Raw genomic sequence first — 25,021 nt, forward strand, 5'->3', positions numbered from 1 at the left:
AAGGAGCGGTCATCATGAACCATCGCACGAACCATAACCCTAAGGATAAAAAAATAGCACGGCGTAACCATTCCAATACTGTCCCCTCTCCCCGTGTAAACAAGGAGAAAACGGTTTCGCCTGCTGGCGCTGGCAGTCACAGACCCACTCAGCGTGGAACGGCAAGTATACCTGTCCCCGTAGAGAAGAATACCTCGCTTCAAGCTGTAGAGGAAGCGGCATGGAAAAAGCATAAGCTTCCCAAAACGCTAGAGGAAGCGATGCAGATGAATCGAGCATCTGTGCTGCTGTTGTCTGTGCCTGACTCAGATACCGAATGCGGAACGGAACACGACATGGCATCTATGAAGACGGAAGGTCAGACCGAGCGAGATTCGTTATTGGATTGTTCCATAACCAGTATTCACATTGCGGAAGGGAGACAGCGTCCAAAGCAGCGAATGCGCTTGCTAGAGCAAGAAAACCATCTAGCTTCTCAGACTGAAAAAGAATTAGGTCGGAATGCCATTCATGATGGCTCAGTGACCGATGACGGGACTACTGACAGTGAAGTGACTTCACCTCAATTTGGTAGCACTTCTTTTTATCTTCCTGCACAAGAAGTTACAAGCAAAGTGAACGTTGTGTTTGAGAAGCCTTTTATAGATACGCAATATGCAATCACCGCCAATGCGAGCTTACCAGGAATAACCGTATCTGTTACCCAGCGACAGAGGTATTCGGCAGTGCTTACAGTGGAACGCAGACAATCGGGTTCGACATGTGAGGGATGGGTTCATTGGATTGCAATGGGACACTAGTAAAAGGCCAGAATGTAAGTTGCAAATCAACTTCATAATGAAAAAAGGCGTCCCATAATGGGACGCCTTATACATAAGGGTGGAGGCGGCAACGCGTGGAGAAGTTAGAAGGGACGTCAGATAATTGGTGAAGGCATTTTTTACTTCTGTTTAATAGGCAAAGCATGATAGCCAAAAGCCAAATCAAGCAAGGCGCTCGCTTCTTGACGCAGCAATAAATTCTTTGGACGGAAGGTAAAGGAGCCATCAGTATTGATGATGGTATCCGGATCTACGATTCCCTGTGAGGCAAGGGCTTGAATGGACTGGACCGCCCAGGCATCTGCAGCGTCGAGCAATTTCACCTGAGTGGCTTGGTCAGGTTGAATCTGCTTCAAGTTTTGAATCATGGTTGCTGCGACTTGTCTGGTAATCGGAGTTGCGCGATCATATTTTGGTATGCCTACTTTGAGTTGCTTCTTGATTTTTTCGATTTCGTCTGGGAAAATATAACCTCCATGTGCGAGCAACAAGGCGTCAGCAAATTCCCCTTGTGTCATCGTGCCCTTCGGGTTAAATAGATTACCTGTTTTAGCATTCATGATGTTTAAAGCATGAAGATTGTCTATATGGCTTCTATAGTTACTCTTTTGCGGGACATCTGCAAAAGGCGGTTTGAGATTGATTTTCTGAGATTGAGCTACAACGCCTAGACCTTTAGGACTGGTGTAATAAAAATACGCGATTTCTCCAGCTTTGTTTTTCTGGAAAGCGAGCTTGTTTCCTTCTGCATCTTCAAACAACAATGGGTGAATCATTTTGAGTACTTGCTTTCCCGCAGTTTCATCTTCCATGACCAACGCCCCATTCTCATAGGAAAAGTGAGTACGAATCGCGAATACACGTGTATTTTGATACATACCGACGTATTTTTGCGCTTCTTTTTCCGCTAACTGGTGGTACGTTGGTTTCTTCACAGTGATAGTTCGAGGGAAGTAATGATCCATGAACGCATCGTACACATCTAGACTCATCATGGAATCATTATTGTAGGACATGAAAAATGCGGTTTTTTGTTCAGGCACCAAAACCATCAATGAAGAATGTCCCGGCATGTTTCCGCCTTTTAAAACTACATGTTGACCGTTGGCAAAGTCGTTGAAATATGTCTCAAATCCAACTGTCGCAATAGGAATCGTCTTATCTGCGAAAACTTGGTAGGCATGCATCATATCTATGCTTTTTTTACTTACGATTTGTTTACCTCCAAACTTTCCATTCTGTAGCTGCATAATCATGTACTTTGACATGTCTTCTCCAGTAGACAAAATGCTTCCTTGTGGTCCATCAGTTGGAGCGTGCCCATATGTTGGATGAGGATCACCAGTGGGACTGTAATGTGTAGCCATTCTCTTGAGAAGGTCAGGCGTAAAGCGCACACTGGTAGACTTCATGCCTAAGGGTTTAAAAATATTCTTTTCCATATATCGTGAGAAAGGTATGCCCGTAACATTCTCTACTGCATATCCTGCGAGTAAAAATGAGAAGTTGTCATACGTATAAGCTTCACCGGGCGATCGTACCACTGTCGGCATATGTTTAGGAATAAACTCCTTCATAGATATATTTCGATTAACGTATTCGGGTCCGGTTATCGTGGTGATATCGGGATAATCTACGCCGCTGGTATAGGTCAACATATCAAACAAGGTGAGGGCTTTTCCTGTTTTATTGGGTATTTTTAATCCACCGAGATACCGTTGTACATCTTGATCTAGTTTAAGCTTTCCTTTATCGACTTGTTGCATCACGGCCAAGGCGGTAAAAGTTTTCGAGACTGAAGCGATTTGGAAGACCGTGTCCTTATTGACTGGAATCTTCTTCTCTTTATCTGCATAACCGTACCCTTTATTGACGACGACTTTTCCATCATGGACCACGACAAAACTTGAACCGTTCACATTGTACTTCTTCATTTTTTCCGCGAATAACGGATCAGCAAAAGATTCTACTTCTTTTGCATTATTGGGAGCTTTCGTCATTTGAATATTGGCCGTAGATGTCGATGGTTTTAATTCTCCAACTTCTAGTGATTGTTGGGAACAAGCAGAGATCATGCTGGTAGAAATGAGTAGCAGTGCAAGGCTTGCTTTATTTATTGCTTTTTTCATTTTCGAACTCTCCTTTTTTATTGCGATGTTCTTGTCAGCACACCGAGTTGTCGACTCACCCGTGTATGAACCGAGTGTAGCAAGCGGCAAGTCATAGTAGCTAGTGACCTTTCGTCTTCTAATGCATGACATCAAAAATAGAGCGTAGTACGGCGTGTTTTATAGTCATGACCTACAAATCATGACACTTTGACACTACCGTATGTGACAGACAACAAGTTAGGATTCGAAGGGCAATCATAACGTATTAGCAAATAAAATAAAGAGTAGGAGAGAATCAAATGACGAAAGAATCAGCTCGAAAAAGGTTGCAAGATTTCTACTTTTTGTTGTTTACCTTCGGATCTGGACTGTTTTATTTTTGCTTCTATTTGGCCAGCATTACATTTGCGTTAGCGATGACGGTTATCTTCGTGGGTATTCCCTTGTTGGCGCGTGTGTTGCGAACAACTCACACGTTTGTCCAATATGAACGCATTCAGACGAAGGTTTATACGGACATATCAATAGAGCCAATCCTGACAAGGACAAACAGTGGAAGGGATAAATGGATGAAAGCGAGAGAAGCAATTCTTAGTAGTAGCAATTGGAGGGCCGTTTTTTGGCTTATGCAGAAATTTTTTATTGGGGTGATTAGCCTCATATGTGCCGTTATATTGTACATAGCTCCGCTCGTATTTATCATTACACCGATACTTTTTCAACATCTTGAGCTATACTTATTGGGATTCGCTGTAGATTCATGGGAAAAGGCTATAAGTGTCATGATCGCTGGGTGTATTCTCGTCTGGATCAATACCCGCATTGGAAAGAGCCTAGTTCAAATCGTTGGAATGTACACGCGCTCTATGTTCAAAGCTATTAAGGAGTGATAATTTGTTTACAGCCTGGAAACAATGGCTCTGGTATGACTGGTTATTGCTTTGTATACGTTTTGTCATCTGGTTCTCATTGATGATAACTACTATCCAACACCAAGACCATTTAACTGTGCCACTTTGGATCATCATTCTTTGGGAAGTTGTCTCATTTTCAGTACCTTGGATTTGTTTAATGTTCAGTTATCGCTACTATCTGCTTACTGAGATGGTTTTGTTTGGCGGAGTGTGCTTCTACTTAACCTTATTATTTCCGGGGGCGTATCTTGCATTTTTAATGCCAACTTTCATGATCGCGGCAAATAGTGCTCATAAATCATTCCGTTGGTCGGGTTCTATCACAGTTGTTTTGTTTCCGTTGCTCATTGCAATGTTTTCCCCAGGAACAGATCTATGGGCGATTATCCCACAAATCGGTCTGACTTTTGCGATGGGATTTTCCTTTCACTTACTAGTTTCTAATTACCGCCAAAATGAAGTTATTCGCAATCAGAAGCTTGTGCTGGAACAGTACCTATCTCAGATTGAGCAGATTACTTTGTTGGAGGAGCGCGATAGACTTTCCAAAGATTTGCATGATACGATGGGGCATTCCTATACCTCGATCATTATGGGGTTGGAAATATTGCGTACGGAATTAGCGACAAAAGATGGAGAGCAAAAAATCGACTCATTATTGCAATTGGCCCGTAACAGTATGGAGGAAGTGAGAGCCTATTTGCATCAAATAGATTCACCACAAGAATCACTTCCCTTGACTGTTACTTTGCAACAATTAGCAGAGGAGTTCCAGAAACATGCACAAGTAAATGTACGCACTCGAATAATAGGGGAAGAGTACATAGTCTCCAAACAAGCGAAAATGACGTTCTATCGGAGCTTGCAGGAATCGCTGACTAATGCCGTGCGCCATGGACAATCCACTGAAATCATTGTGTCACTGCATTTTGAACCGCAACAGACGAGATTGGATGTGCAGGATAATGGCGGCGGAGTGGAGGAGTGGAAGGATGGCTTCGGATTAACTGCAATGAAAGAACGTGCGACACAGTTACAAGGAAGAGTCACTGTATACTCCGAAAAAGGCGAAGGGACGTTCATTTCATGCGTGTTACCCAGACTGGTACAATTGTCCGATGAACGAATCCGCTTGTGTATCGTCGATGATCATTCGTTTATCCGAGACAGTCTCCATACCATCTTGGATGGACAGGAGGACCTAGAGGTGGTGGGGGTGGCCGAAGATGGGGAACAGGCTGTGGAATTGTGCAGAAGCCTGAATCCGGATTTAATATTAATGGATTTGGAGATGCCCAATCAGGATGGGATTCGTGCAACCCAAATAATCAAGGAGACATGGCCTGACATTCGCGTCCTCATCCTGTCAACGTTTCAGGATACAGAGAGGGCGAAGGAAATCATGCGAAGCGGCGCTGACGGCTATTTGCTGAAATCCATAGAATCGCGTGAACTGGCTGAAACGATTCGCCTCGTCTATCGGGGAGGCACGGTAATTAACCAAGATTTGTTCCATAGAATGTGGGACGGAAATGATGATGAAGAGTCAGTCGGACCGAGGTCAGATGGAGAAGAGTATGGCTTAACGAAACGTGAACTAGAGGTTTTGAATCTTTTATCTCAAGGAAACCGTTATAAATCAATTTCTGAGAAACTTTACCTATCCAACGGGACAGTAAGAAATTACGCCTCCACTCTCTATGACAAGCTGGGAGTCAACAATCGAGAAGAAGCTGTGCAAAAAGCAAGAGATACAGGATTACTTTTATAAGAGAAAAGGACGCCCCTTTGAGGGGGCGCCATAAATAAGGGGGGAAGGGGTGCAGACTTGTACACTGCACCCCTATTTTTCGTCCATGGTATGGGCAGAGCCAAGTGACAGTTGCACAATGGCAAAGGTCGATGGACGAGAAAATGAGGAGGATCGTGTATGTGATTTAGTTTACGCCTACAGCGTCAAAAGACTTGGCAGCTGCAGTTGCTTCTGCTGAGTTCGCCCCGTACAGATCTTTTGCGGCTTGGATCACAGCAGCACGTGCGTTGGAGAAATCGGAAGAAGAAGTCAGGTAGTTCGTAAAGGCACTATAATAAATTTGCACCGCAGCATCGCGGCCAATTCCATTTACAGTAACGCCATGGAAAGTACCGCCTTGTGCCAACAAGTAGTAGGCTTTATTGATAATACCGCTGTTTGTATGAACGCCGCCGTTATCGGAGCTGCCTTTATACAGGTTAGAATAGTGATCTGGTTGATCGTACAGAGTAGGATTGGACATTGAGCGAAGGGCATCGCCCGCAATGTTTGGCGTATAAATATCATCGCCTACAAGCCAGTTTTTGCGTTGAATGTCATTACCGATAACGTCCGAGAAAGCCTCATTCAATGCGCCGGACTCTCCGTAATATTCCAAATTCGAAGTATACTCTGTGACACCATGTGTAAGTTCATGCCCTACTACATCGGGGTCCCCGCTGAAGGCGATAAATGTGCTACCGTCTCCATCTCCATAAGTCATTTGGGAGCCGTTCCAGAAAGCGTTGTTGTAGCGGCTGCCGTAATGGACTGTCGAACGGAGTTGCAGACCACGTCCGTCAATGCTGTTGCGTCCAAATTTGGATTTATAGTAATCATAGGTTTTGGCAGCATACGCATGGGCATCCACACCGGCTGGATCATTCCATACATTATCAGCATCTGTCAAAAGGGTGCCTGGGATGCTTTGGCGGTTGGAGGCCGTGTAAGTCACGATACCGTTACCGCGTGTGGTATCTTTTAACTGGTAGCTACTGCCGGAAGCGGTAGTAGTGAACGATTTGGAATCACCAAGCACACCTTTACCTGTGCCTGTCGCTTCATTAATGATGTCATACTGGAATACGATGCTGCCGTCATTGGCATCAATAATGTAGCGGGTACGCAGTGGGGCAGGTTCTAAAACATTAACTTCTGTCACATAAACTAGCAGCAGGTCATCCCCTTTAGGGTAGTAGTAGAGTTCTGCTTTAGGATCTACTTCAGGCTGTAGATTAGCGATTTTGGCAATGGAACTTTTTTCGGCCTCCACTGCTTCAATTTTGCTATCTTTCAGGACAGATGCCTTATCAAGACTCAGCTCGTCCTTATCAACAGAAAGCGTTTTGTCGTTGTTAGCTGCTTCGGCGTAAGTATCTTTACTTACACTGCTTGGCTCCTCAGCGTCTTTAGAAATAGTATCGTCGGAGGTAGGGAGGGCTTCAATACGTGCAGCTGCTTCTTTATATGCGGTGTAAACCGCTTCAGAAGCGCTGATTTTTGGAGTTGTACCTTGCGTAGCTTCTTCCTGCTGATCCTCATTAATCACCGCTCCTAAGTAAGAGGTGACCTCACCAGATTTGCCCACATGAATAGTTTGCTCAGCTCCATATACGGGAATCCCGTTTACATACTGCTTCAGTCGATAATGGCTCACACCGGACTTGTCGCTTGTGCGATCAACGATTCGGAATTGTTCACGTACACTGGAGCTATCCACACCCAGTAACGATTTCTTTTGTCGATTCAAATAGCTCCATACAATGTCGTCCCCTGATACCGAGGAAGGAGCTTTCCATTGCTCGGTGTGGAAGGTCGGTGTAAGCTGTGCTGGTCCCGAAACGGAACTCTCCGCAGATGCACCAGACGCCACAGACCCTAATAACATAGCTCCTCCAAGAAGCGAAAACCATACTTTTTTCATAAAAATTCACTCTCCTCGATTAATGTCAGGACGAATTATCCTGCTTTGAATAAGGCATTACGCCATTTATGTAGGTCGTGTTGTCGTCTGGAATAGAAGAATGGAACATGAAGAGAAATACCGAAGTGTTTTTCATGAAGCGTGCGTGAAAAGAGGGTACTGCATTTGAAGCAAGTAGCCTAAAAAGGTAACAAACCCCTCCCTTCCTGTCGTATAAAAAGATAGTGGAATAAAAGCGGATAATGGAAAAAAGTTGCCTTATGCAAAAAAAACAAAAGTTGATTTTTCGAACTCCCATCATCTGGCTCTGATATTAGCACAGAGAATGACGGACGAGAAGATCTATGTAACAAATTTATCCAAAATGATTCTTTAGACCCTAAAAACTCATTTATTTAATAGGAATAATAAGTTTTGTAAAATAAAGTCGAAAATTGCTGTGTCGAAAAGACTCCACGCTTGCCGTTACACACGGCTTTTGGACCGCATAGGTTATGTTGAACTGTCCTAATCATGCTGTTCATCTATACAGCAGCAAGGGAGGTGAGACGGGAGCATGAAAAAGCGTGGAAGAGCTGGATTCAAGATTAATCGGAGGCGGCATTCAAGGGCTTATTATCATTCTAAGATGTGGCTGCCGTACCGAATGCCGAACATGGATAAGAAGCCGATAGTCTCTGACAAGAGCGATGTACTCGAAACGGAGAGAGGGGCACAAATCGGCGAAGCGCGGCCATCTGAACCATCATCAGCGGGAAAGATTATCGTATCTGTCATTATTCCGGCCATGAATGAGCAAAGAACAATCGGAGCTGTGATTCGCGAAGCGCGCCATGTCCATCCACATACAGAGGTTATCGTCGTTGAGAACGGATCACACGATAGAACGGCGAAGGTGGCTGCGGCGGCGGGGGCTCGTGTACTTTCCTTCCCGGAACCGCTCGGACATGATGTTGGCCGTCGTATTGGAGCGGAAGCGGCATCCGGACAGATCCTGCTTTTTCTGGATGGTGATATCGTCATTCCCTGCGTCAGACTTCGGCCATTTATACAGGCCGTAAGTGCAGGAGCGGATGTGGTGCTGAATGATTACCATGGACCTGTGAATCGCACGCCCATACATCCTGTAGTTGAGGCAAAGCATGTATTGAATATCTTGTCGAATCGTGCTGATTTAGGGGGAGCCTCTATGACTGGTATTCCACACGCCATAAGTCAAAAGGCTTTAAAGGAAATAGGTCTAAAGTCCTTGGAGAAACCTCCGCTATTTCAAGTGATGTCCATCGTCTCCGGGTTGCGAGTGGTGACTGTACATGGAATAGCTGTCGGTAAAATGAACGCAACACGTAAAAAACAGAACGGCAAGGACCCGCTGGCAGATGTAATTGTCCAGGATCACCTGGATGCTATTGCCTGGCTTACATCACGTCTGGGAGCACGTGCGGGATATACAGATTTGGAGCGCAAACGGATCAGAGACGAGGTGAAAACGTGACTAGAGTATATCGTAGAAGAAAGCGTGAAGACCCGGGCTGGGGGCTAAGACGTATACAGCGAAAACGAGAAACGACGGCTTCGATGCATAGCCGCAGGGTGAGAAAACTCTCACCTCGGGCAAAAGAAATGCCCGAAGTCCATCTGACTGAGGAACGTGAAGCCTCCAGTGATATTGTATTGCAGGGGACCGCAGCAGCCGTGGTCAGCGTCTGTAATGAGGAGACTACGATTGACCGGGTACTGGGTGAGCTGGAAAAACTTCCGCTTGCGGATATCGTGGTCGTATTAAACGGCTGTACGGATGGTACGCGCTCCGCCGTAGCCAAACGTCATCCTGGCGCGACTCTCGTCGACGTACCGGGTCGTCTGGGGCATGATGTTGGCCGTGCGGTAGGCGCACGTCTGACGCAGGCTGATATTGTGCTGTTCGTGGACGGAGATTTGCCGATCCCAGCGTCTGATTTGCTGCCTTTTCTTCAAGCGGTGGATCAGGGAACGGATGTGGCGCTTAATGATCTGGGCAGACATTTGCCGCCTTATACCCAGCAGGACAGCGTAACACGGTGCAAAGGGTTTCTGAACCGCGTACTGCGCAGGTCGGATCTTGGAGCAAGCTCATTGACCGCTGTACCGCATGCATTATCTCGGCGTGTGCTGGATCAACTTGGGCCAGCCGTGCTTGCGGTACCGCCGAAGGCCCATGCGATGGCGATTCTGCATGGCATGATCGTGGCAGCCGTACATGCTGTCGATGTGATTAAAACAAACCGCAAGCGGACCTTCAATGTCGGGAAAGGGAACGCTATGGAGCAATTAATTATCGGCGATCATGCAGAGGCGCTGACGGCCGTGTTTCAGGTAGCCGGGTATTCTCCGTTAGGGCCTGTTCCAACACGGGTAGACGTTGCCAAAGGGAGGAATGCACGATGAGTCTGACGAGCATCATTATTCCGACTTATAATGGCCTGCATTTATTAAAGCCGTGTATCGAGGCGATTCGAACACATACCATAGATGCACCGTATGAAATTATTGTTGTGGACAACGCTTCGAATGACGGGACGGATGATTTTTGCGCATCTGAGCGGCTAATTAGCATACGTCTTCCTGAAAACAGGGGCTTTCCGGCAGCTTGTAACAGAGGAATTCGTCTGGCTTCGGGTGACCAATTCGTCATTTTAAACAATGATGTGACGGTTACACGGGGATGGCTATCGAATATGTTGGCTGCTTTGCATAGTGAAAGCACAGTGGGATTGGTGGGACCGGTGACGAATTACGTCAGCGGTATTCAGCAGATTCACGGAATAGAAGGAGATATGGCCAGCTGTCTGAGGTATGCGGAGCAGAATAATGCAAGTAATCCCTCCAGATGGCAAGAGGTCAAGCGGTTGGTCGGGTTTTGCCTGTTATTCCGGCGTGAGCTGATGGAACGGATCGGATTGCTGGATGAACGGTTCAGCCCCGGACATTATGAGGATGACGACTATTGTCTGCGTGCACGCGTGCATGGCTACAAGCTGCTAATGTGCAATGACTGTTTTGTCTATCACCAGGGAAATGCGAGCTTTTCGCGCTCGGAATCTTCCTGGCTCAAAGAGCTGATTGAGCGGAATTATCGATTATTTATAGAAAAATGGAGCGTAGATCCCAGAGTGTTTATCGAAACGGGAATCCCATGCACTGAACATGCTGTCGAAGGAGGAAGGAAGATATGAAAGGGGTTATTCTCGCAGGAGGAACCGGGTCGCGCCTTCATCCGTTGACTACATTACTCAACAAGCATCTGCTTCCGGTCGGCAAGTATCCGATGATCGTATATGGTATTGAAAGGCTGCGACAAGCGGGGATTACCGATATGCTCATTATTATTGGTAAACAATCGGCCGGACTGTACACTGATTTTTTAGGCAGCGGCAGTAATTATGGTGTCCAATTGACATACCGGATTCAAGAAAAAGCGGGCGGCATTGCGGAAGCACTCGATTTGGCAAGAAGCTACATGCAGTCAGAGGAGAAGTTCACTGTTTTATTAGGTGATAATTTGTTCAAGGAAGACTTGGGACCTGTCATCGAACGCTTCAAACAACAGCCACCGGGGAGTGCCAGAGTCTTGCTGAAAAAGGTGGCAGATGCCCGTCGTTACGGGGTACCTGTGTTTGATCCCGAGCGCCCGGAGAGCATTACGCGGATTGAAGAGAAGCCGCAGCATCCCCAGTCCAAATATTGCGTTACGGGTATCTATATGTACGATACTGCCGTATTCGATAAGATCCGGGAAATAACGCCTTCAGCACGTGGTGAGCTTGAGATCACCGATGTTAATAACTGTTATGCTGCTGAAGGCAAGCTGGAATATGATATTTTACGGCGCTACTGGAGCGACGCAGGAACCTTCGATTCCCTTCAGGAAGCTGGAGTGAAAATGAAGGGACTTCTACCTTGATTTCAATGAAACACCATCCAGCCGGGCCAGGCATATAGTATAGGCATAATGCCACCCGGAGGAGTGAACGGCATGAAACGCCTGAGTACGCAAAGGAAACACAGCAAACGGCTCGGAAAAAAGGGCTATTGGTCAGGATATAACAGGGGCCAGGAGCAAGGCAGGAAGTTGGGGCAGGCTTCGTTCGGCAAGATTTTTGAAGGCGTAAGTATTATCATTGTGTCCTGCAATCAGCTTCAACAGCTCCGTGCTTGCATTCATCATATTGAGGAGAATACGAGCCATCCTCACGAAATTATTATAGTGGACTGCGGCTCGACGGACGGGACACCTACCTATTTGCTCCGTAAAAGCATCGCTGTACGCTATGCGCTGCTAACAAAGGATGTTCAGATGATCGGCAGTCTGAATCAGGGACTGATGATGGCCAAAGGTACAACTATTGTTGTACTGGACCCAAACTCGATGGTGACTCCTGGCTGGCTGGACCGGTTGATGGGCTGTTTATACAGCGATTCGCGTATGGGAGTTGTCGGCCCTGTAACGAATGGTCCATTCGGAGAACAGCAGATTGAGGTTCCTGATATGAATGAAAATGAAGTACGTCCATTTGCCACGGCCCATAATATTCCCAACCCAGATGCATGGCGAGAGACTGAAAGCCTGGCCGCATTTTGTCTACTACTGCGCAGAGACACTTTGGTAAAGACGGGATATTGGGACGAAGGATGCCACAGTATTGAGGAAGCCCATGCAGATTGGCTGCTGCGTGTACGCTTGTTGGGGATACGTATGGCAATTGCCGGAGATGCGTTTATCCATTTTGCAGAAAGTGATCGGGATACGGTTTATGGTTTTCCTCAAACGGCCGAAAGGATCGGTTCAACGGAGGAAAGGAGCCGGAACCGATCCTTTTTTATCCAAAAGTGGGGGGACGCAGATAAGCTGTTCCACGACCCGGAATTTGGAACAGCAGAGCCGCACGGCCAAGGATTATCAAGTAAGGAAGCCCACTTATCAGCAGCAAGTTTTTATCCCGTCGGAGCGCTTGTTCAGGGACCGTCCGGTGCAGTATTTCGGATAGAGCCGGGAAGTAGACGGCGGCTGCATGGAGCCAGTGATGCGGGAGATAAACATGTGCGTCTCGTTAGAGTGTCTCAGCTTGATTTGTTGGCGCTTCCCTTGGTAGGTGAGCCGGAGGCGACAGTCTCCGGCAGCGCTGACGCCCCCCCTGTAGCTGTGGCGCCTGAGGAACCCTTGCCCGTGCTGGCGGCTCCTGAGCTGGGGAACATGTCCATGTTGCCCACACTTCATATCCCAGCTCAACGCAAACGGTGGATTGAGTTACTGTATGCTGAAGGTGGGCAACTGTACCAAATCGGCAACGGCTGGAAAAGACCGTTCCTTACCCTCTACGCTGTGATGAGCTGGCGGGCTGAGGACTATCCAATTCAGTTTTTGTCCTCCGAAGAATTGTCGACATTGCCGGAGAAGCAGCCTATTATTGCTCCACCAGTGTTGCAAGGGCATTTATGATGATCGAATAGGCTTTTTTAGGCGGAACCGACTACTCGCTGCGGCATACGCTGTAGTAGCGGAAAGCCCGTAGGTATTTCGTGCGTTCCGCACGGCGGAACACATAAAGGAGGGGCTTATGCATAACGAGTTAGATGATTTGCTGATCCATATTTCGCACTCGCAGCAGCAGATGTCTAGGCTGTTGGATGCGGAACGGCAGGTGGTCGTGCGCATGGCACAGATCATACATGAACTGCCGGATGAGGAGCCGCGTTTTGATGGAATTCCGGGCATTATTGATAGCTCGGGACAAGTAAACAAAAGCATTGTTGCCTATTTGAACGGTATTGCCGACCTTCAGGAAGCAATGGCTGAAATGCTCGTTCGTGTCGTGAAGGAGACGGCATACTCGGAAGAGGAGTAGTGTAACAATCGAGGGTAGGGAGTGAACACATGAGTAGGGAAAAAGCAATGATTCACATGTTGGACGCAGCCTCCAAGATGCAGCGGAATGTGTCTATGATCCTGGAGGCCAAGGCGGTCGAAGCAGAAAAAATGCGTAATTGGACGCTGAACCATCTGGCGCCTCACGCATTTGACACCGATGAAGAGCAGCTGGGGCGGCCTTTGGAAATTCACGAGCAGATGGTGGAAATGCTGGAGGGATTAACCCGGCTTCAGACTGGACTATGCAGCAATCTCAAAGCATTGCTGGACCAGGATGAGCAGCAGGGTGGCGGAATGGAAGGGATGATGGGAGGCATGGGCTCGGGGGATATGAACTAATGAGCATGAGGCGTGAACGTGAGATTAAGCTGGATATGATGGAGTCTATTGCTGCCAGCCAGCACGCCGTTGCCCGGATGCTGACCAGTCTTGCGGACTTGACGCCCCATGCGGATATGTCGGCTCCCCGTCTGGAAGAGACCATCCGTATACTCAGCAACTATCAGGGAGAAATCACGAAAATGTTGGCAGGTATTCCTTTAAGAAGACAGGTATATGGGAAACCGACGAAGCCGTGGCTCCATGTGCCTGTTCAAAAAAATGAAACCCAGACGAGAAAGCAAAGGAGGAATGAAAATGAGTACAAGGTGGGAACGCACTACTCGAGACAAAGCCCGCAAAAGACGTAAAGATGCCCGGCGTTCTAGCATTCGCAGGTTAAAACGGAGAAGAAGACGTCTGCTTGCTCTTAGACGCCGTAAAAGGGGGCTTCATTCAGTACGTAGAAGACGTTCTCTTCTGCGGCGGCGGAAAAAACCTCAAGCTAATCCAACCGCAGCTCCTTCTGCGGAGAACCCACAGCCCGTTCCTGTTGTATTGGAGCATGACCCGCAGGCATTCCAGCAGGGATATGATGCTGCTTACAATGAGGGTTTCAATTCAGGCTTTGCCAAAGGTTATGAAGATGGCCACCAGGTCGCTTACAAGGCACAGTAAACTATGAAAATCATCTATTACGGTTAACCCCCCCGAAGCCTAGCAGCTTCGGGGTTATTTGCGTTTCGGTAGTTGGACGGGCAAACGCCAATTTTGTCCGGGCAGTGGCAGTCGTCCATGATGCGTTTGACCCCTGTGCATATAGTTTAGGAGTGACAGAAGTTTATCCTACAACAGGACAGGGTGAAGGATGTGAATGATCAACGAAGCGGAAATGAACGCGAAGCACACCGATGCGGCTATCGGGAAGGGCGCAGAATGGGCGGTTGCACGGCTGCTCTGTCACAGGTCGTGGCAATACAACCTGCGGTTCGCCAGTTGAAAGTGTTGTATATTCCGCAAGGTTTCGCAGCTATAGACACAGGTGTGCAAGAAGCATTGAGCCAAATATGCAGCTCGTGCGCCATCGGTACTCCTGCCACGATGCTGGCTGACGCTGAGGCTCACCGTCCAGACCTCTTATTGGTCATGAACGGGCTGCATGTTTTTCCAGCGGATCATCTGGAACAGATACAACAAATACGAGCCATGGGCATTCGGACGGCCATATGGTTTGTAGATGATCCCTACTTTACGGAGGATACGGCGTTGATCTGCCAATCCTACGATGTCGTTTTTACGCATGAAATTTCTTGTCTGCCATTTTATCGGGATCAAGGAGTAACGAGGGTCCACTATATGCCGCTTGCTGTGTCAGCCCGTATCTTTTATCCACGTCGGGTAGAGCGTGAGCATCAGCATGATATTTGCTTCATTGGGAATGCCTTCTGGAACCGTGTGAAGCTGTTTGACTACCTTGCTCCCTTCTTGGCGGATAAAAGAGTGCTGATCGTAGGTGGGCACTGGGATCGGCTAACCCGGCGGGATGTGCTGGAACGCTTTATCCGTCCGGGTTTTATGGAACCGGAAGAGACCGCTCAATACTATAACGGCTCTAAAATTGTTATCAATATGCACCGCCCGACAGACCCCGGACTGGATAATCGGAATACACACCAGTTGTCAGCGGAGTCCATCAATCCTCGGACATACGAAATTTCTGCTTGCGGAACGCTTCAAATGACGGATGTGCGGAAGGATCTGAGCCGTTATTACCAACCAGGCTATGACATTGAGACCTTCTCGGGAGCAGAGGAATTGAAAGTGAAGCTGGACTACTATCTCAAGCATGACTGGGAACGCGAACGCATAGCCTGGCGCGCACTGCACACAACCATGCAAAAGCATAGGTACTCGAATCGTATGGAAGAATTGCTGGACAAGGCGATGGCCTAAAGTAAACACCATAAACAGTGAGGAGTGAAAGTGATGACGATATCTACGACAGGACCGTATGACCCAGCTGTTCACCAGACGGCGGCGGCCTCCTGGGAGAAGGGGAGAGCTGCGGGAATCCATGACGGATACGACGAGGGATACCTGCGCGGACGTGCTAACGCGATTATGTCGCGAACCAAAGCAACGTTCCCTTCTCGACAGATCCATGTACTGTATGTCGTCTCGGGCAAAGGCCTTCCGTATTCTCCGCTGGATGAGGCGGTCATTACCACGTTGCAGAGCATGACGGCTCAGGTTACCGTAACAGACCCGCGCCAGCCGGTAGGAGATATTGCCGCTCAGCTTCGTCCGAATCTGATGCTGGCACTGGATGGGATGGATCTACCGTTAGAACAGGTGGCTGCAGTACGCCAGTTGGGCATTCCCACTGCCATCTGGCTGACGGACGATCCCTATTACACCGATACGACGACCAAAATTGTGACGAATTATGATTATGTGTTCACCTTAGAAATGAACTGTATAGAACTGTATCGTCAGTTGGGTTGCACGTCTGTGCACTATTTGCCCTTTGGAGCATTTTTGACTCACTATTTCCCACTCAGCTCGCCTGCTTCAGTCCGGCGTGAGATTGGATTTACAGGTTCAGCCTACTGGAATCGCATCTATTTTTTCAATCCGATTATGCCGCAGCTCATGGCTCGTAACATTAAAATCAACGGAATCTGGTGGGATCGTCTCCCGGATTATCAGTCGTATGGTGACAAAATTGAGCTGGGACGCTGGATGTCTCCGGCTGAGACAAATGATACGTATAACGGCAGCAAAATCGTAATTAATCTTCATCGTTCCCACCAGGATGATTCAGTGAACAACAACTCACTGAAAATTCCGGGGGTTTCGCCAAATCCTCGTACGTTTGAAATTTCCGCTAGTGGCACGTTGCAACTGACGGATACAAGAGACGATCTGGCTCGTTTTTACAAGCCAGGCGAAGAGATTGAAACTTACAGTTCTCAGCAGGAACTGCTGGAGAAGGTTGAGTTTTATTTAACGCATGAAAAGGAGCGCCGTGAGATTGCTCTGCGTGCGCTGGAACGAACCCTGCGGGAGCACACGTATGGTCACCGGATTGACCAACTGCTATCGGTCATATTCCCATAAGGCCATTCACACACGTCCGATGGTTGTTATTTTTAAAGGAGGTGAACTCCGATCAAGCCGAAAATGATGCTATTCAGCCATGTCAGCAACGTTCGCAGTATTACAGGGGCGGAAAAGCTGCTGCTGCAATTTTGCCTAGACGTTCGTACGTATTTCGATTGCATTCTGGTAACGCCTGGTGAAGGGCGGCTAACCTCAATGGCCCGCAAGCGTGGGATCACTGTCCAGATTCAGAATCTATTCATGCTGCATGGCATGTATACCCCGTACGAGGGATTGGCGCAGGATGCGGAGAATTTGCGAAATCATGTGGCGTACGCGCCGTTGCTCCAGATGCTTGGGCAAGCTCGGCCTGATGTGGTGCTGGTCAATACCTGTGTGAACGTCATGCCAGCTATGGCTGCCCAAGAGCTTAATATTCCGGTGATCTGGAAAATAACTGAGGTCATTAATCAAAATGCGCATACGCCAGTTTCTGTCTCCATTATTGAGCGTTATAGCCAATGGGTCATCGGCATTTCGCAAGCGGTTATGCGTCCTTTGTATGGCGGGGGATTGACACGTCAGCATACGGTGTTGTCTCCATGTCGGGATATGGAAATGCCGTCTCCCAAAGAGCATGTGCTGGAACGGAAGAGGAAACGTGAAAAGCTGGGACTGCGGGATTTTCATATCTGCATTGGTTATATTTCATCCTTTATCTACGAAGCCAAAGGGCTGTTGCCTTTTGTCCAAATGGCTCTAAAGCTGTGTGAAACCAATTCGCAGTGTCGTTTCTGGATCATCGGCAGCTCAGTGGACTCCGAGTATTACGTAAAATGTGTCTCTTTGATTCGCCAGTCCCGTTATAGCCGCCGCTTCCAGTTCAGTTCATTTGAGGAGTCCGTCTCAACAGCCTATAGCGCAATGGATATTGTTGTGATCCCTAGCATGGTGGAGGAAGGCTTTGGTATGACGGCCCTGGAGGGTCTGGTTTACGGCAAGCCTGTAGTAGCCTTTGCTCAGGGCGGGCTTGTGGAATTGATGGAGGCGACTGGAAATACAGATTTTTTGGTAGAGCCGGGAAACAGCGACATCCTGGCGCAAAAAGTAGGCTACCTGCTCGATCATCCCGAGGAAATGGAACGAATTGGTGTGCGCAACAACAGTGCGGCTACGCGTGTGTACGGACCCGATTCCTACCGAAGCAGTCTGCATGTCATGGTCAGTCAATGGGTATGTCATCATCCGCATTGGTTCCCATTGATTCAGCAGCCGGGTGGACCGGTATGGACGAGGGAAAGCGAAGGACTGCGTCAGGTCACTGCTATACCTGAGGCTTATGCCCACACTGTTCGAGAATTTCCCGAATCGGTGGTTAATCAACTGCCGGTGCTGGGCCTGCCGCCAATTGAATATGCAGCTATTCAGGGCTTGCCACAACCAGCTCCCCCTTTGCCTGAGGCACCATCTGAGTTGCCTCGCCGCAAGCGTAGTATTCGGGCAAGATGGCCAAAGGGACGCAAGCATACCAGACTGCGGAATCGAAGGTACAAGAAAAGCGCTGGCAGAAGCCGTCTCAAGAAAATTCACGGGTCCCCGTTATATCGAAGATCCAAGTCCAAACAGAAGCTCAAGCGGAAACTCAAACTCCTGTCACGGCGATCCAAAGCGCACAAGCAGAAGCGAGTCATACTCAAGGCCAGACAGCATTCCAAACAACGGTCCGGGTGAACATACACCGGACCGTTGAGATGAACGTTTAGCCGGAGCACAGCCAGTCTGCTGGATGGCTATTATTCATTGAACTCCACAGTTCTATGAAACAACGACAGCAAAGGTGGGTTCCAAAACCATGAAAATATTGACCGTGCTCGGCACAAGACCGGAGATTATACGGCTCAGCCTGATTATTCCGAAGCTGGACCATTATGCAGATGAACATGTGCTTGTGCATACGGGCCAAAATTATACGGAAAGCCTGAGCGGACAATTCTTCCGCGAGCTGGGTTTGCGCGCCCCGGATTATGTGCTTCAGGAGAAAGCGGGAACGCTGGGCAAACAACTGTCTGCCATGTACTCGCAGATGGAGGACATTTTAAACAAGGAACGCCCGGATCATGTACTTTTGCTAGGTGATACGAACAGCGCCTTATGTGCCCTGCTTGCGGAACGTATGGGTTACCCCGTTGTGCATATGGAGGCAGGGAACCGCTGCTATGATCTGGATGTGCCAGAGGAGAAGAATCGGCGCGTCATTGATGCGATTTCTACCATTAATATGCCTTATACAGAGCAAAGCAAGCAGCATCTACTACGCGAAGGCTTTCCAAGCCAACGAATTATACTGACTGGAAATCCGATCTATGAAGTAATGCAACACTATGAGAAAGAGGTATCCGGCAGCGAAATTCTGAAAAAGTTAGGACTGTCGATAGGAAAATATTTCCTGGTCACTGCCCACAGAGCTGAAAATGTCGACCATCCGCCGCATTTGCTGGCTATTTTGGATGGTCTTAACCGGGTAGCCCGGCAGTTCGGGCAGCGTGTCATTTGCAGTATTCATCCCCGCACGGCCGCCCGGATCGCAAGCCACCCGCCGATCCAGCTTGATCCGCTGGTAGAATTCCACGAGCCGTTCGGTTTTTTTGACTTCGTTCTGCTGGAGCGACATGCCCGCTGCGCTTTGACGGACAGCGGTACCGTACAGGAAGAATGCTGTGTCATGGGGGTGCCGACGGTCACGATGCGTCGCACGACCGAAAGGCCGGAAACGGTAGATTGCGGTAGCAATATCGTGTCCGGTCTTGATGGCGAGGTTATAGCAAATGCGGTAGCCTTAATGACCGGGATAGCTCATAAGTGGCAATGTCCCGCAGGCTATCTGGCGGAAGATGTGTCGGATAAGGTAGTAAAATTTCTGCTTGGAGGGAAACGGCATGTTTGAAAACAAACGTATCTTGGTTACCGGCGGTACCGGCTCCTGGGGGCATGAGCTGGTTGCCCAGTTATTGCCGCGTAACCCCAAAGAAGTCATTATCTTTTCACGCGGAGAATCGAGTCAGGTTGCAATGAACAGGCAGTTTGAGGATGAACGACTCAGCTTCTGTATTGGGGATATTCGGGATAAGGATGCGCTGACTACCGCTTGCCAAGGAGTAGACTATGTATTCCACTTGGCGGCTCTCAAGCACGTACCTGTCTGTGAGGATCAGCCCTATGAGGCGCTCAAAACGAATGTCGTAGGCACCCAAAATGTAATCGAGGCCGCTGTCGCCAATCAGGTAAAGAAGGTCATATATATATCGACTGACAAGGCGGCCAACCCTTCCAATTTTTATGGTATGACGAAGGCGATTGGAGAAAAACTGATTGTTTACGCCAATTTGCTGAATAGTGATACACGTTTTGTGACGGTACGCGGCGGTAATGTTTTGGGTACAAACGGAAGCGTGGTGCATTTGTTCCAAAGCCAGATTCGCCAAAAGGGCAAGGTTTTCATCACAGATATGAACATGACCCGCTTCTTCCTGACCTTGCGTGATGCCATCAGTCTACTGTTCAAAGCTTCAGTAGAAAGCGTTGGCGGCGAAATTTTTATCATGACCATGCCAACCTGCCGTATTGTGGATTTGGCTGAGGTGCTCATTGAGGATTCAGGCGTGGAAAATGTAGAAATCATAGAAAAGGGCGTCCGTCCCGGTGAGAAAATACACGAGATTTTGATGAGTGACTTTGAAAGCCTGACAACGGTAGTATATGACGAGCAATATTTGGTCATTCTCCCGACACTGAATATTCCTCAATTAAAGGACCGTTATAATCAGTGCCCTCCGGTATCGTTCAGCAGCTTTAGTTCGGAATTCAATTTGATGTCAAAAGAGGAGATTCGAAGCATTCTCCAAAGCGGGGGGTTCATCAAATGAAGCTGCTTATTTTGGGCGGGAACGGCATGGCAGGCCATGTTCTGGTTAAGTATTTTCAAAACCAGAGCGGGTATAACGTGTTCTATACCACCCGTGATTCCGCAAATAAAGGCGGTCTCCTGCTGGATGTAAAGGACAGCTTTATGGTGGAGCAGCTGGTACGGAGTGTACAGCCAGACGTAATTATTAACGCGGTTGGCGTACTCAATCAATATGCCGGGAAAGATCAGATTGCGGCATACCAAATCAATGGATTGCTGCCGCATCTTCTCCGGCAGACGGCGGACAGTATCGGTGCCCGATTGATTCATATCAGCACGGATTGCGTATTCGAAGGAAAGCGGGTTCCTGGCTTATATGAGGAGACAGATCAACCTGATGGGACAAGTGCCTATGCTTTGACAAAAATACTCGGAGAAGTAAAGGCACCACGGCATCTGACCATCCGTACCTCTATTATCGGACCGGAGATTCGGTCAGGCGGGATTGGCTTGCTGCACTGGTTCTTGCAACAGAGCGGAGACGTTGACGGATACCGCCGGGTCTTTTGGAACGGAGTCACAACGCTGGAATTAGCAAAAGCGATACAAGTGTTGATGAATGAGCCGCTGGACGGACTCATTCATCTGGTTCACCCTGAACCGATCAGCAAGCATGATTTGCTGCTTCTGTTCAAAGATATCTGGAAGAGAGAGGATATTCGGATCGTGCCGAAGGATGAGCCGGTGCAGGACCGGACGCTTCGTTCTACCCGGGCCGATCTGCTCTACGATGTTCCTCACTACAGCATCATGCTGAAGGAGCTGCTGGAATGGACAGAAGCACAGCGGAACAACGTCGGCCAGTCATAGCCATTACCGGAGCGGCGGGCTATACCGGGATGCATGCCTGCCGCTATTTTGCAAAACTTGGCTGGGAGGTGGCAGCGCTGACTCGCACTGCCGCTTCTGCTACAAAATTGACCTCACAGACTGAAAATGATGGGGATTTCAGCCTGGAAGCGGGCACACGTGGCTGTATTACACCTTATGTGTGCGACTTGCTCGACAAGAAACGTCTGGGCGAAGTGATTCGACACATTGCTCCGGATTATGTGCTTCACCTGGGTGGCAAAAATTCCGTACCTGAATCTTGGCAGAGTCCATTGCTATATATGGAATCCAATGTACTGTCCACCCTGTATCTGCTCGATGTACTGCGACCTTTCCCCCAAGCCAGAATTGTTGTTGCGGGTTCTCGGCTAAAGACGGCTTTACAGGCACCATACCATCCAACGCATCCATACAGCCTTAGCAAAAGCATTCAAGAGGCAGTCGCGCTCTCGTGGGGCGCGCTGTTCGAGCAATCTGTCATGTTGGCAGAGCCTTGCAACCTGATTGGCCCGGGTCCATCCACCGGCTTTTGTGCATTACTCGCGGGGTATATCGTTCGGACAGAACGCATGAAAGAGCAATTCGTAACGGAGGCAGCTCCGTTTCGCGTGTCTTCCCGACATGCGCAGCGTGATTTTCTCGACGTTCGTGATGCAGTTCGCGCCTATGGCGTGCTATTGGAAAAGGGAGTGCCAGGCCGAATTTACTCGGTCTGCACAGGCCGCATTGTGGAACTGGGAGATATCGTGGAACGTATGGTTGCGCTGGCGGAAATATCTATTCCCATACAATGGGGAGATATAGCCGAGCCAGCGGCAACGGAGGCATTTTGGGCGCAGGAGCTGGAGGAGATGGGCTGGAAGCCGACCATACAGCTGGGGCAATCGCTGGAGGATATGATTCAATACCGCCGAGCTGGAAAGGAAGGAACGATATGAGACCAAAAGTAACGATCGTCATTCCCTTTTATAACTGTGCATATGTGGATCAGGCTTTGCAAAGCGCATTGGAACAAACCTATGGGCCGCTTGAGATTATTGTCGTCGATGACGGGTCCACCACACATGTTAATATGCTTCAGCCCTATCTTCCCTATATACATTATTTGGGCAAGTCTAACGGTGGAACAGCCAGCGCTTTGAATCATGGTATCCGGCATGCCAGCGGTGAATATATTGCGTGGCTCAGCTCCGACGATACCTACCATAGGGACAAAATTAATAACCAGGTTTCTTTTATGATCGAACAGGGTGCATACATCTCTCATACTAATTTCAATTTCATCAATCAACACAGCCAAGTCACAGCCTATCAGGCAGCTGCTGTATTTCCGTCCCTGACGGAGTTTTACCGTTTTTTCCAGCAGGGGAATCCGGTCAATGGATGTACGGTGATGTTCAAAAAGGAGCTGTTTGCACATATCGGTTTGTTCGATGAACTGCTGCCGTACACCCATGATCTGGATATGTGGTACCGAGTAATGCTGGCAGGATATCCATTTCCTTTTCTGAACGAGTCCTTGGTTAACTACCGCTGGCATGATGAAATGGGAACCAAAAAATATTGGCCTGCTGTGGAACAGGAGTACAACATCACCCAAGCACGTTATCGAGATCGCTTCAGTCAGATGTTGGGCGGTTTATCCTCATGAAGCGAAAGTTTGTCAGGGGGGATTGATATGGTAGATACGGGGATTGTTATGCCGCTGTACAAACAGGATATTGGTTATCTGCAAGCTGCGATCTCATCCGTACTAGTCCAGAGCTACAGGGCATTTCGCTTCATCATTGTGATTGACGGAGCGCCGGAAATGATAGAGCCGGCGCTTCACGCAGCAATGGGAGACCCGCGCGTTCAGTTGGTTACACTCCCTCAGAACCAAGGAGTATCCCATGCCCTTAACCGGGGATTCGATGAGTTGTTTAAAGATCCAGCGATCAAGTATGTGACCTGGGTATCCAGCGACAATGTGTATCATTCATCCTTTATCGAACGATTGCGGTGCGAGCTAGAGCGGGGGCCCGATTCGCTTGGACTTGTGTTCTCCACCTTCCGTCAGATTGACGCTGCGGGTAATCCGTTATACGACCAGCAGCATCAACAAGCGCTGATTCGGTACCAAAGTCAGCCGCATCACGAATTGTTGAACGCCAGCATTGTCGGGGTGTCATTTATGTACAAAAGCCAATATGCCCGTCTGATCGACGGCTATCGGCTGCAACCTGTAGAGGATTATGATTACTGGCTGCGGCTGACCGAGACATGCAACATGAAATTCATCCCGGATATCCTGATGGATTATCGGGTGGATTCTGCTTTTAGTGTATCGGCCAGCTTGCGCAGCCAAAAAGAACATCGACGCTGGCGGCATGCATTTCAAATCGCCAAACATGAGGCCAGGGCCCGCCGGGGTATTCCACTTGAGATGACCATTTTAATGCCTATTACAGATATGGCTCAAGCTGAGCCGTTGCTCGATAATCTGCTGGAGCAGCATTACAGTAATTGCATCGTACGGTTGCTGGATATTACGCCGGAACAGGGAGCTTCTGCCTTTCTGGAAATGATGCTTGACCCTCGGCTAATCGTAACGCCGAGACCGCATTATTCCGTCAAGGAAGCACTGATTCAGGCGATTGGTGAAACGACAACACGCTTTGTTGTATGCTTCGGTGTCAAACCTTATATTGCCGTGACAGATTTGTTGTATCTTACGGATTTATTGCGCCCTTTGCAGGATACACATGCCTTTTCCTACTATACAGATGACCACTCAACCATCGGCAGCGGCCGAGGAGTTCAGTCCGTGCCGCCGGAATGGAATTACGTGTATTATACCCACAGATTGCATCAGGCACTGGAACAGGGTGGCTTTTAAATAACAGGGGATAGTGCCGGGATTGTGGTCAGCTCGGACTGGAGAACACGATGCTCCTGTACAACATTACCAAACTGATCCAGTCCGAAGTTGGAAAGCACAACATTGGCTGGAGCGACGGAGACTACGTTGTATTGCACCTCATAGGCAAGAACCCCTTGTATAAAGAAGGTCCGGCGTGCAATCGAGTTTGCAGGCAAATTAACCGATGTTACGTATAGTGGTGTCTTGGTATCCGGTACGAGTGAGAAAAAAATTTGGATGGTCACGGTTGCCGCGTTCACTGTGTCCTCATTGACCAAATTTACAACAACATTGGAGCAGGCAGTACCAAAATCCCTTGTGTTTGTCATATATCCGGTTGTAAAAGCCAATAGAATCATCCTCTCAAAACAGTATGATGGAATCCCTTCGTAGGGATGCTTCTATACTATGAATCTATGGAGAGGAAAGCTTGT

24 protein-coding genes are annotated in these 25,021 nt (G+C 48.4%); 21 read left to right on the forward strand and 3 right to left on the reverse strand.

The window, feature by feature from the left end; all coding sequences use genetic code 11:
- Positions 1–14: 14 nt before the first annotated feature.
- Entirely contained in the window at positions 15–800 is a 786-nt protein-coding gene (locus tag C400_RS0113700) for a WIAG-tail domain (protein WP_017427313.1), read from the forward strand.
- A gap of 140 nt (positions 801–940) precedes the next feature.
- Here C400_RS0113700 and C400_RS0113705 read toward each other — a convergent pair whose 3' ends face one another.
- Entirely contained in the window at positions 941–2,950 is a 2,010-nt protein-coding gene (locus C400_RS0113705; RefSeq protein WP_016820060.1) for a serine hydrolase, read from the reverse strand.
- Positions 2,951–3,231: 281 nt separating this feature from the next.
- Between C400_RS0113705 and C400_RS0113710 the strand changes: the two genes are divergently transcribed.
- Entirely contained in the window at positions 3,232–3,822 is a 591-nt protein-coding gene (locus C400_RS0113710) for a sensor domain-containing protein (RefSeq protein ID WP_017427314.1), read from the forward strand.
- 181 nt (positions 3,823–4,003) lie between these two features.
- Positions 4,004–5,617: a helix-turn-helix transcriptional regulator gene (locus tag C400_RS0113715; RefSeq protein ID WP_017427315.1), complete on the forward strand. Its 1,614-nt coding sequence runs from the start codon at positions 4,004–4,006 to the stop codon at positions 5,615–5,617.
- A gap of 166 nt (positions 5,618–5,783) precedes the next feature.
- Here the strand turns inward: C400_RS0113715 and C400_RS0113720 are convergent, their stop codons facing one another.
- Positions 5,784–7,562, reverse strand: coding sequence for a M4 family metallopeptidase (locus tag C400_RS0113720; protein WP_017427316.1), 1,779 nt, complete (start codon positions 7,560–7,562; stop codon positions 5,784–5,786).
- Positions 7,563–8,118: 556 nt separating this feature from the next.
- On the opposite strand from C400_RS0113720, the gene C400_RS0113725 reads away from it, so the two are divergent.
- The 18 genes from C400_RS0113725 (at position 8,119) to C400_RS0113810 (ending at position 24,563) form a co-directional block, all read left to right on the forward strand.
- Positions 8,119–9,057: a glycosyltransferase family 2 protein gene (locus C400_RS0113725; protein ID WP_016820064.1), complete on the forward strand. Its 939-nt coding sequence runs from the start codon at positions 8,119–8,121 to the stop codon at positions 9,055–9,057.
- Positions 9,054–9,989 carry a glycosyltransferase family 2 protein gene (locus C400_RS0113730; RefSeq protein WP_016820065.1) on the forward strand — a complete coding sequence of 312 codons (936 nt, stop codon included), beginning with the start codon at positions 9,054–9,056 and terminating at the stop codon, positions 9,987–9,989. Before C400_RS0113725 ends, C400_RS0113730 begins: the two co-directional genes overlap by 4 nt.
- On the forward strand, positions 9,986–10,777 hold the full coding sequence (locus C400_RS0113735) for a glycosyltransferase family 2 protein (RefSeq protein ID WP_016820066.1): 792 nt from the start codon (positions 9,986–9,988) through the stop codon (positions 10,775–10,777). Before C400_RS0113730 ends, C400_RS0113735 begins: the two co-directional genes overlap by 4 nt.
- The gene (locus tag C400_RS0113740) at positions 10,774–11,505 is read left to right on the forward strand and encodes a sugar phosphate nucleotidyltransferase (protein WP_016820067.1); all 732 of its coding nucleotides are present in this window, start codon (positions 10,774–10,776) and stop codon (positions 11,503–11,505) included. Before C400_RS0113735 ends, C400_RS0113740 begins: the two co-directional genes overlap by 4 nt.
- Positions 11,506–11,577: 72 nt before the next feature.
- Entirely contained in the window at positions 11,578–13,041 is a 1,464-nt protein-coding gene (locus C400_RS0113745) for a glycosyltransferase family 2 protein (RefSeq protein ID WP_017427318.1), read from the forward strand.
- Between the two features lie 118 nt (positions 13,042–13,159).
- Positions 13,160–13,447 carry a hypothetical protein gene (locus C400_RS0113750; protein WP_016820069.1) on the forward strand — a complete coding sequence of 96 codons (288 nt, stop codon included), beginning with the start codon at positions 13,160–13,162 and terminating at the stop codon, positions 13,445–13,447.
- A 29-nt stretch (positions 13,448–13,476) separates the two neighbouring features.
- Positions 13,477–13,809, forward strand: coding sequence for a hypothetical protein (locus tag C400_RS0113755; RefSeq protein WP_013372833.1), 333 nt, complete (start codon positions 13,477–13,479; stop codon positions 13,807–13,809).
- Complete coding sequence (locus C400_RS0113760) at positions 13,809–14,159, forward strand: hypothetical protein (protein WP_017427319.1); 351 nt, start codon at positions 13,809–13,811, stop codon at positions 14,157–14,159. The genes C400_RS0113755 and C400_RS0113760 overlap by 1 nt, the downstream gene beginning before the upstream one ends.
- The gene (locus C400_RS0113765; RefSeq protein WP_039269198.1) at positions 14,107–14,466 is read left to right on the forward strand and encodes a hypothetical protein; all 360 of its coding nucleotides are present in this window, start codon (positions 14,107–14,109) and stop codon (positions 14,464–14,466) included. Before C400_RS0113760 ends, C400_RS0113765 begins: the two co-directional genes overlap by 53 nt.
- A 183-nt stretch (positions 14,467–14,649) precedes the next feature.
- Complete coding sequence (locus C400_RS0113770) at positions 14,650–15,741, forward strand: CgeB family protein (RefSeq protein ID WP_017427321.1); 1,092 nt, start codon at positions 14,650–14,652, stop codon at positions 15,739–15,741.
- Positions 15,742–15,774: 33 nt separating this feature from the next.
- Entirely contained in the window at positions 15,775–16,908 is a 1,134-nt protein-coding gene (locus C400_RS0113775) for a CgeB family protein (RefSeq protein ID WP_016820073.1), read from the forward strand.
- Between the two features lie 63 nt (positions 16,909–16,971).
- A complete protein-coding gene (locus C400_RS0113780) occupies positions 16,972–18,621 on the forward strand; it encodes a glycosyltransferase (protein WP_016820074.1) in 1,650 nt (549 codons plus the stop codon).
- A 121-nt stretch (positions 18,622–18,742) separates the two neighbouring features.
- On the forward strand, positions 18,743–19,834 hold the full coding sequence (wecB, locus tag C400_RS0113785) for a non-hydrolyzing UDP-N-acetylglucosamine 2-epimerase (RefSeq protein WP_017427322.1): 1,092 nt from the start codon (positions 18,743–18,745) through the stop codon (positions 19,832–19,834).
- On the forward strand, positions 19,827–20,813 hold the full coding sequence (locus tag C400_RS0113790) for a polysaccharide biosynthesis protein (RefSeq protein WP_016820076.1): 987 nt from the start codon (positions 19,827–19,829) through the stop codon (positions 20,811–20,813). The genes wecB and C400_RS0113790 overlap by 8 nt, the downstream gene beginning before the upstream one ends.
- Positions 20,810–21,664, forward strand: coding sequence for a dTDP-4-dehydrorhamnose reductase family protein (locus tag C400_RS0113795; protein WP_016820077.1), 855 nt, complete (start codon positions 20,810–20,812; stop codon positions 21,662–21,664). Before C400_RS0113790 ends, C400_RS0113795 begins: the two co-directional genes overlap by 4 nt.
- Complete coding sequence (locus tag C400_RS0113800) at positions 21,625–22,623, forward strand: NAD-dependent epimerase/dehydratase family protein (RefSeq protein ID WP_017427323.1); 999 nt, start codon at positions 21,625–21,627, stop codon at positions 22,621–22,623. The genes C400_RS0113795 and C400_RS0113800 overlap by 40 nt, the downstream gene beginning before the upstream one ends.
- Positions 22,620–23,336 carry a glycosyltransferase gene (locus C400_RS0113805; RefSeq protein ID WP_017427324.1) on the forward strand — a complete coding sequence of 239 codons (717 nt, stop codon included), beginning with the start codon at positions 22,620–22,622 and terminating at the stop codon, positions 23,334–23,336. The genes C400_RS0113800 and C400_RS0113805 overlap by 4 nt, the downstream gene beginning before the upstream one ends.
- A gap of 27 nt (positions 23,337–23,363) precedes the next feature.
- Positions 23,364–24,563: a glycosyltransferase gene (locus C400_RS0113810; protein ID WP_017427325.1), complete on the forward strand. Its 1,200-nt coding sequence runs from the start codon at positions 23,364–23,366 to the stop codon at positions 24,561–24,563.
- Here the strand turns inward: C400_RS0113810 and C400_RS0113815 are convergent.
- The gene (locus C400_RS0113815; protein WP_228552471.1) at positions 24,560–24,916 is read right to left on the reverse strand and encodes a hypothetical protein; all 357 of its coding nucleotides are present in this window, start codon (positions 24,914–24,916) and stop codon (positions 24,560–24,562) included. The genes C400_RS0113810 and C400_RS0113815 overlap by 4 nt on opposite strands.
- Between the last annotated feature and the right edge of the window lie 105 nt (positions 24,917–25,021).

Source organism: Paenibacillus sp. ICGEB2008 (genome assembly GCF_000307675.1).
Taxonomy (GTDB): Bacteria; Bacillota; Bacilli; order Paenibacillales; family Paenibacillaceae; genus Paenibacillus; species Paenibacillus polymyxa.

What these genes read in the sequence shown, in the direction of transcription:
- C400_RS0113700 (WP_017427313.1), top strand. Translation starts at nt 15, where the DNA reads ATGAACCATCGCACGAACCATAACCCTAAGGATAAAAAAATAGCACGG.
- C400_RS0113705 (WP_016820060.1), bottom strand. Translation starts at nt 2,950, where the DNA reads ATGAAAAAAGCAATAAATAAAGCAAGCCTTGCACTGCTACTCATTTCT.
- C400_RS0113710 (WP_017427314.1), top strand. Translation starts at nt 3,232, where the DNA reads ATGACGAAAGAATCAGCTCGAAAAAGGTTGCAAGATTTCTACTTTTTG.
- C400_RS0113715 (WP_017427315.1), top strand. Translation starts at nt 4,004, where the DNA reads ATGTTCAGTTATCGCTACTATCTGCTTACTGAGATGGTTTTGTTTGGC.
- C400_RS0113720 (WP_017427316.1), bottom strand. Translation starts at nt 7,562, where the DNA reads ATGAAAAAAGTATGGTTTTCGCTTCTTGGAGGAGCTATGTTATTAGGG.
- C400_RS0113725 (WP_016820064.1), top strand. Translation starts at nt 8,119, where the DNA reads ATGAAAAAGCGTGGAAGAGCTGGATTCAAGATTAATCGGAGGCGGCAT.
- C400_RS0113735 (WP_016820066.1), top strand. Translation starts at nt 9,986, where the DNA reads ATGAGTCTGACGAGCATCATTATTCCGACTTATAATGGCCTGCATTTA.
- C400_RS0113740 (WP_016820067.1), top strand. Translation starts at nt 10,774, where the DNA reads ATGAAAGGGGTTATTCTCGCAGGAGGAACCGGGTCGCGCCTTCATCCG.
- C400_RS0113745 (WP_017427318.1), top strand. Translation starts at nt 11,578, where the DNA reads ATGAAACGCCTGAGTACGCAAAGGAAACACAGCAAACGGCTCGGAAAA.
- C400_RS0113750 (WP_016820069.1), top strand. Translation starts at nt 13,160, where the DNA reads ATGCATAACGAGTTAGATGATTTGCTGATCCATATTTCGCACTCGCAG.
- C400_RS0113755 (WP_013372833.1), top strand. Translation starts at nt 13,477, where the DNA reads ATGAGTAGGGAAAAAGCAATGATTCACATGTTGGACGCAGCCTCCAAG.
- C400_RS0113760 (WP_017427319.1), top strand. Translation starts at nt 13,809, where the DNA reads ATGAGCATGAGGCGTGAACGTGAGATTAAGCTGGATATGATGGAGTCT.
- C400_RS0113765 (WP_039269198.1), top strand. Translation starts at nt 14,107, where the DNA reads ATGAGTACAAGGTGGGAACGCACTACTCGAGACAAAGCCCGCAAAAGA.
- C400_RS0113775 (WP_016820073.1), top strand. Translation starts at nt 15,775, where the DNA reads ATGACGATATCTACGACAGGACCGTATGACCCAGCTGTTCACCAGACG.
- C400_RS0113780 (WP_016820074.1), top strand. Translation starts at nt 16,972, where the DNA reads ATGATGCTATTCAGCCATGTCAGCAACGTTCGCAGTATTACAGGGGCG.
- wecB (WP_017427322.1), top strand. Translation starts at nt 18,743, where the DNA reads ATGAAAATATTGACCGTGCTCGGCACAAGACCGGAGATTATACGGCTC.
- C400_RS0113790 (WP_016820076.1), top strand. Translation starts at nt 19,827, where the DNA reads ATGTTTGAAAACAAACGTATCTTGGTTACCGGCGGTACCGGCTCCTGG.
- C400_RS0113795 (WP_016820077.1), top strand. Translation starts at nt 20,810, where the DNA reads ATGAAGCTGCTTATTTTGGGCGGGAACGGCATGGCAGGCCATGTTCTG.
- C400_RS0113800 (WP_017427323.1), top strand. Translation starts at nt 21,625, where the DNA reads ATGGACAGAAGCACAGCGGAACAACGTCGGCCAGTCATAGCCATTACC.
- C400_RS0113805 (WP_017427324.1), top strand. Translation starts at nt 22,620, where the DNA reads ATGAGACCAAAAGTAACGATCGTCATTCCCTTTTATAACTGTGCATAT.
- C400_RS0113810 (WP_017427325.1), top strand. Translation starts at nt 23,364, where the DNA reads ATGGTAGATACGGGGATTGTTATGCCGCTGTACAAACAGGATATTGGT.
- C400_RS0113815 (WP_228552471.1), bottom strand. Translation starts at nt 24,916, where the DNA reads ATGACAAACACAAGGGATTTTGGTACTGCCTGCTCCAATGTTGTTGTA.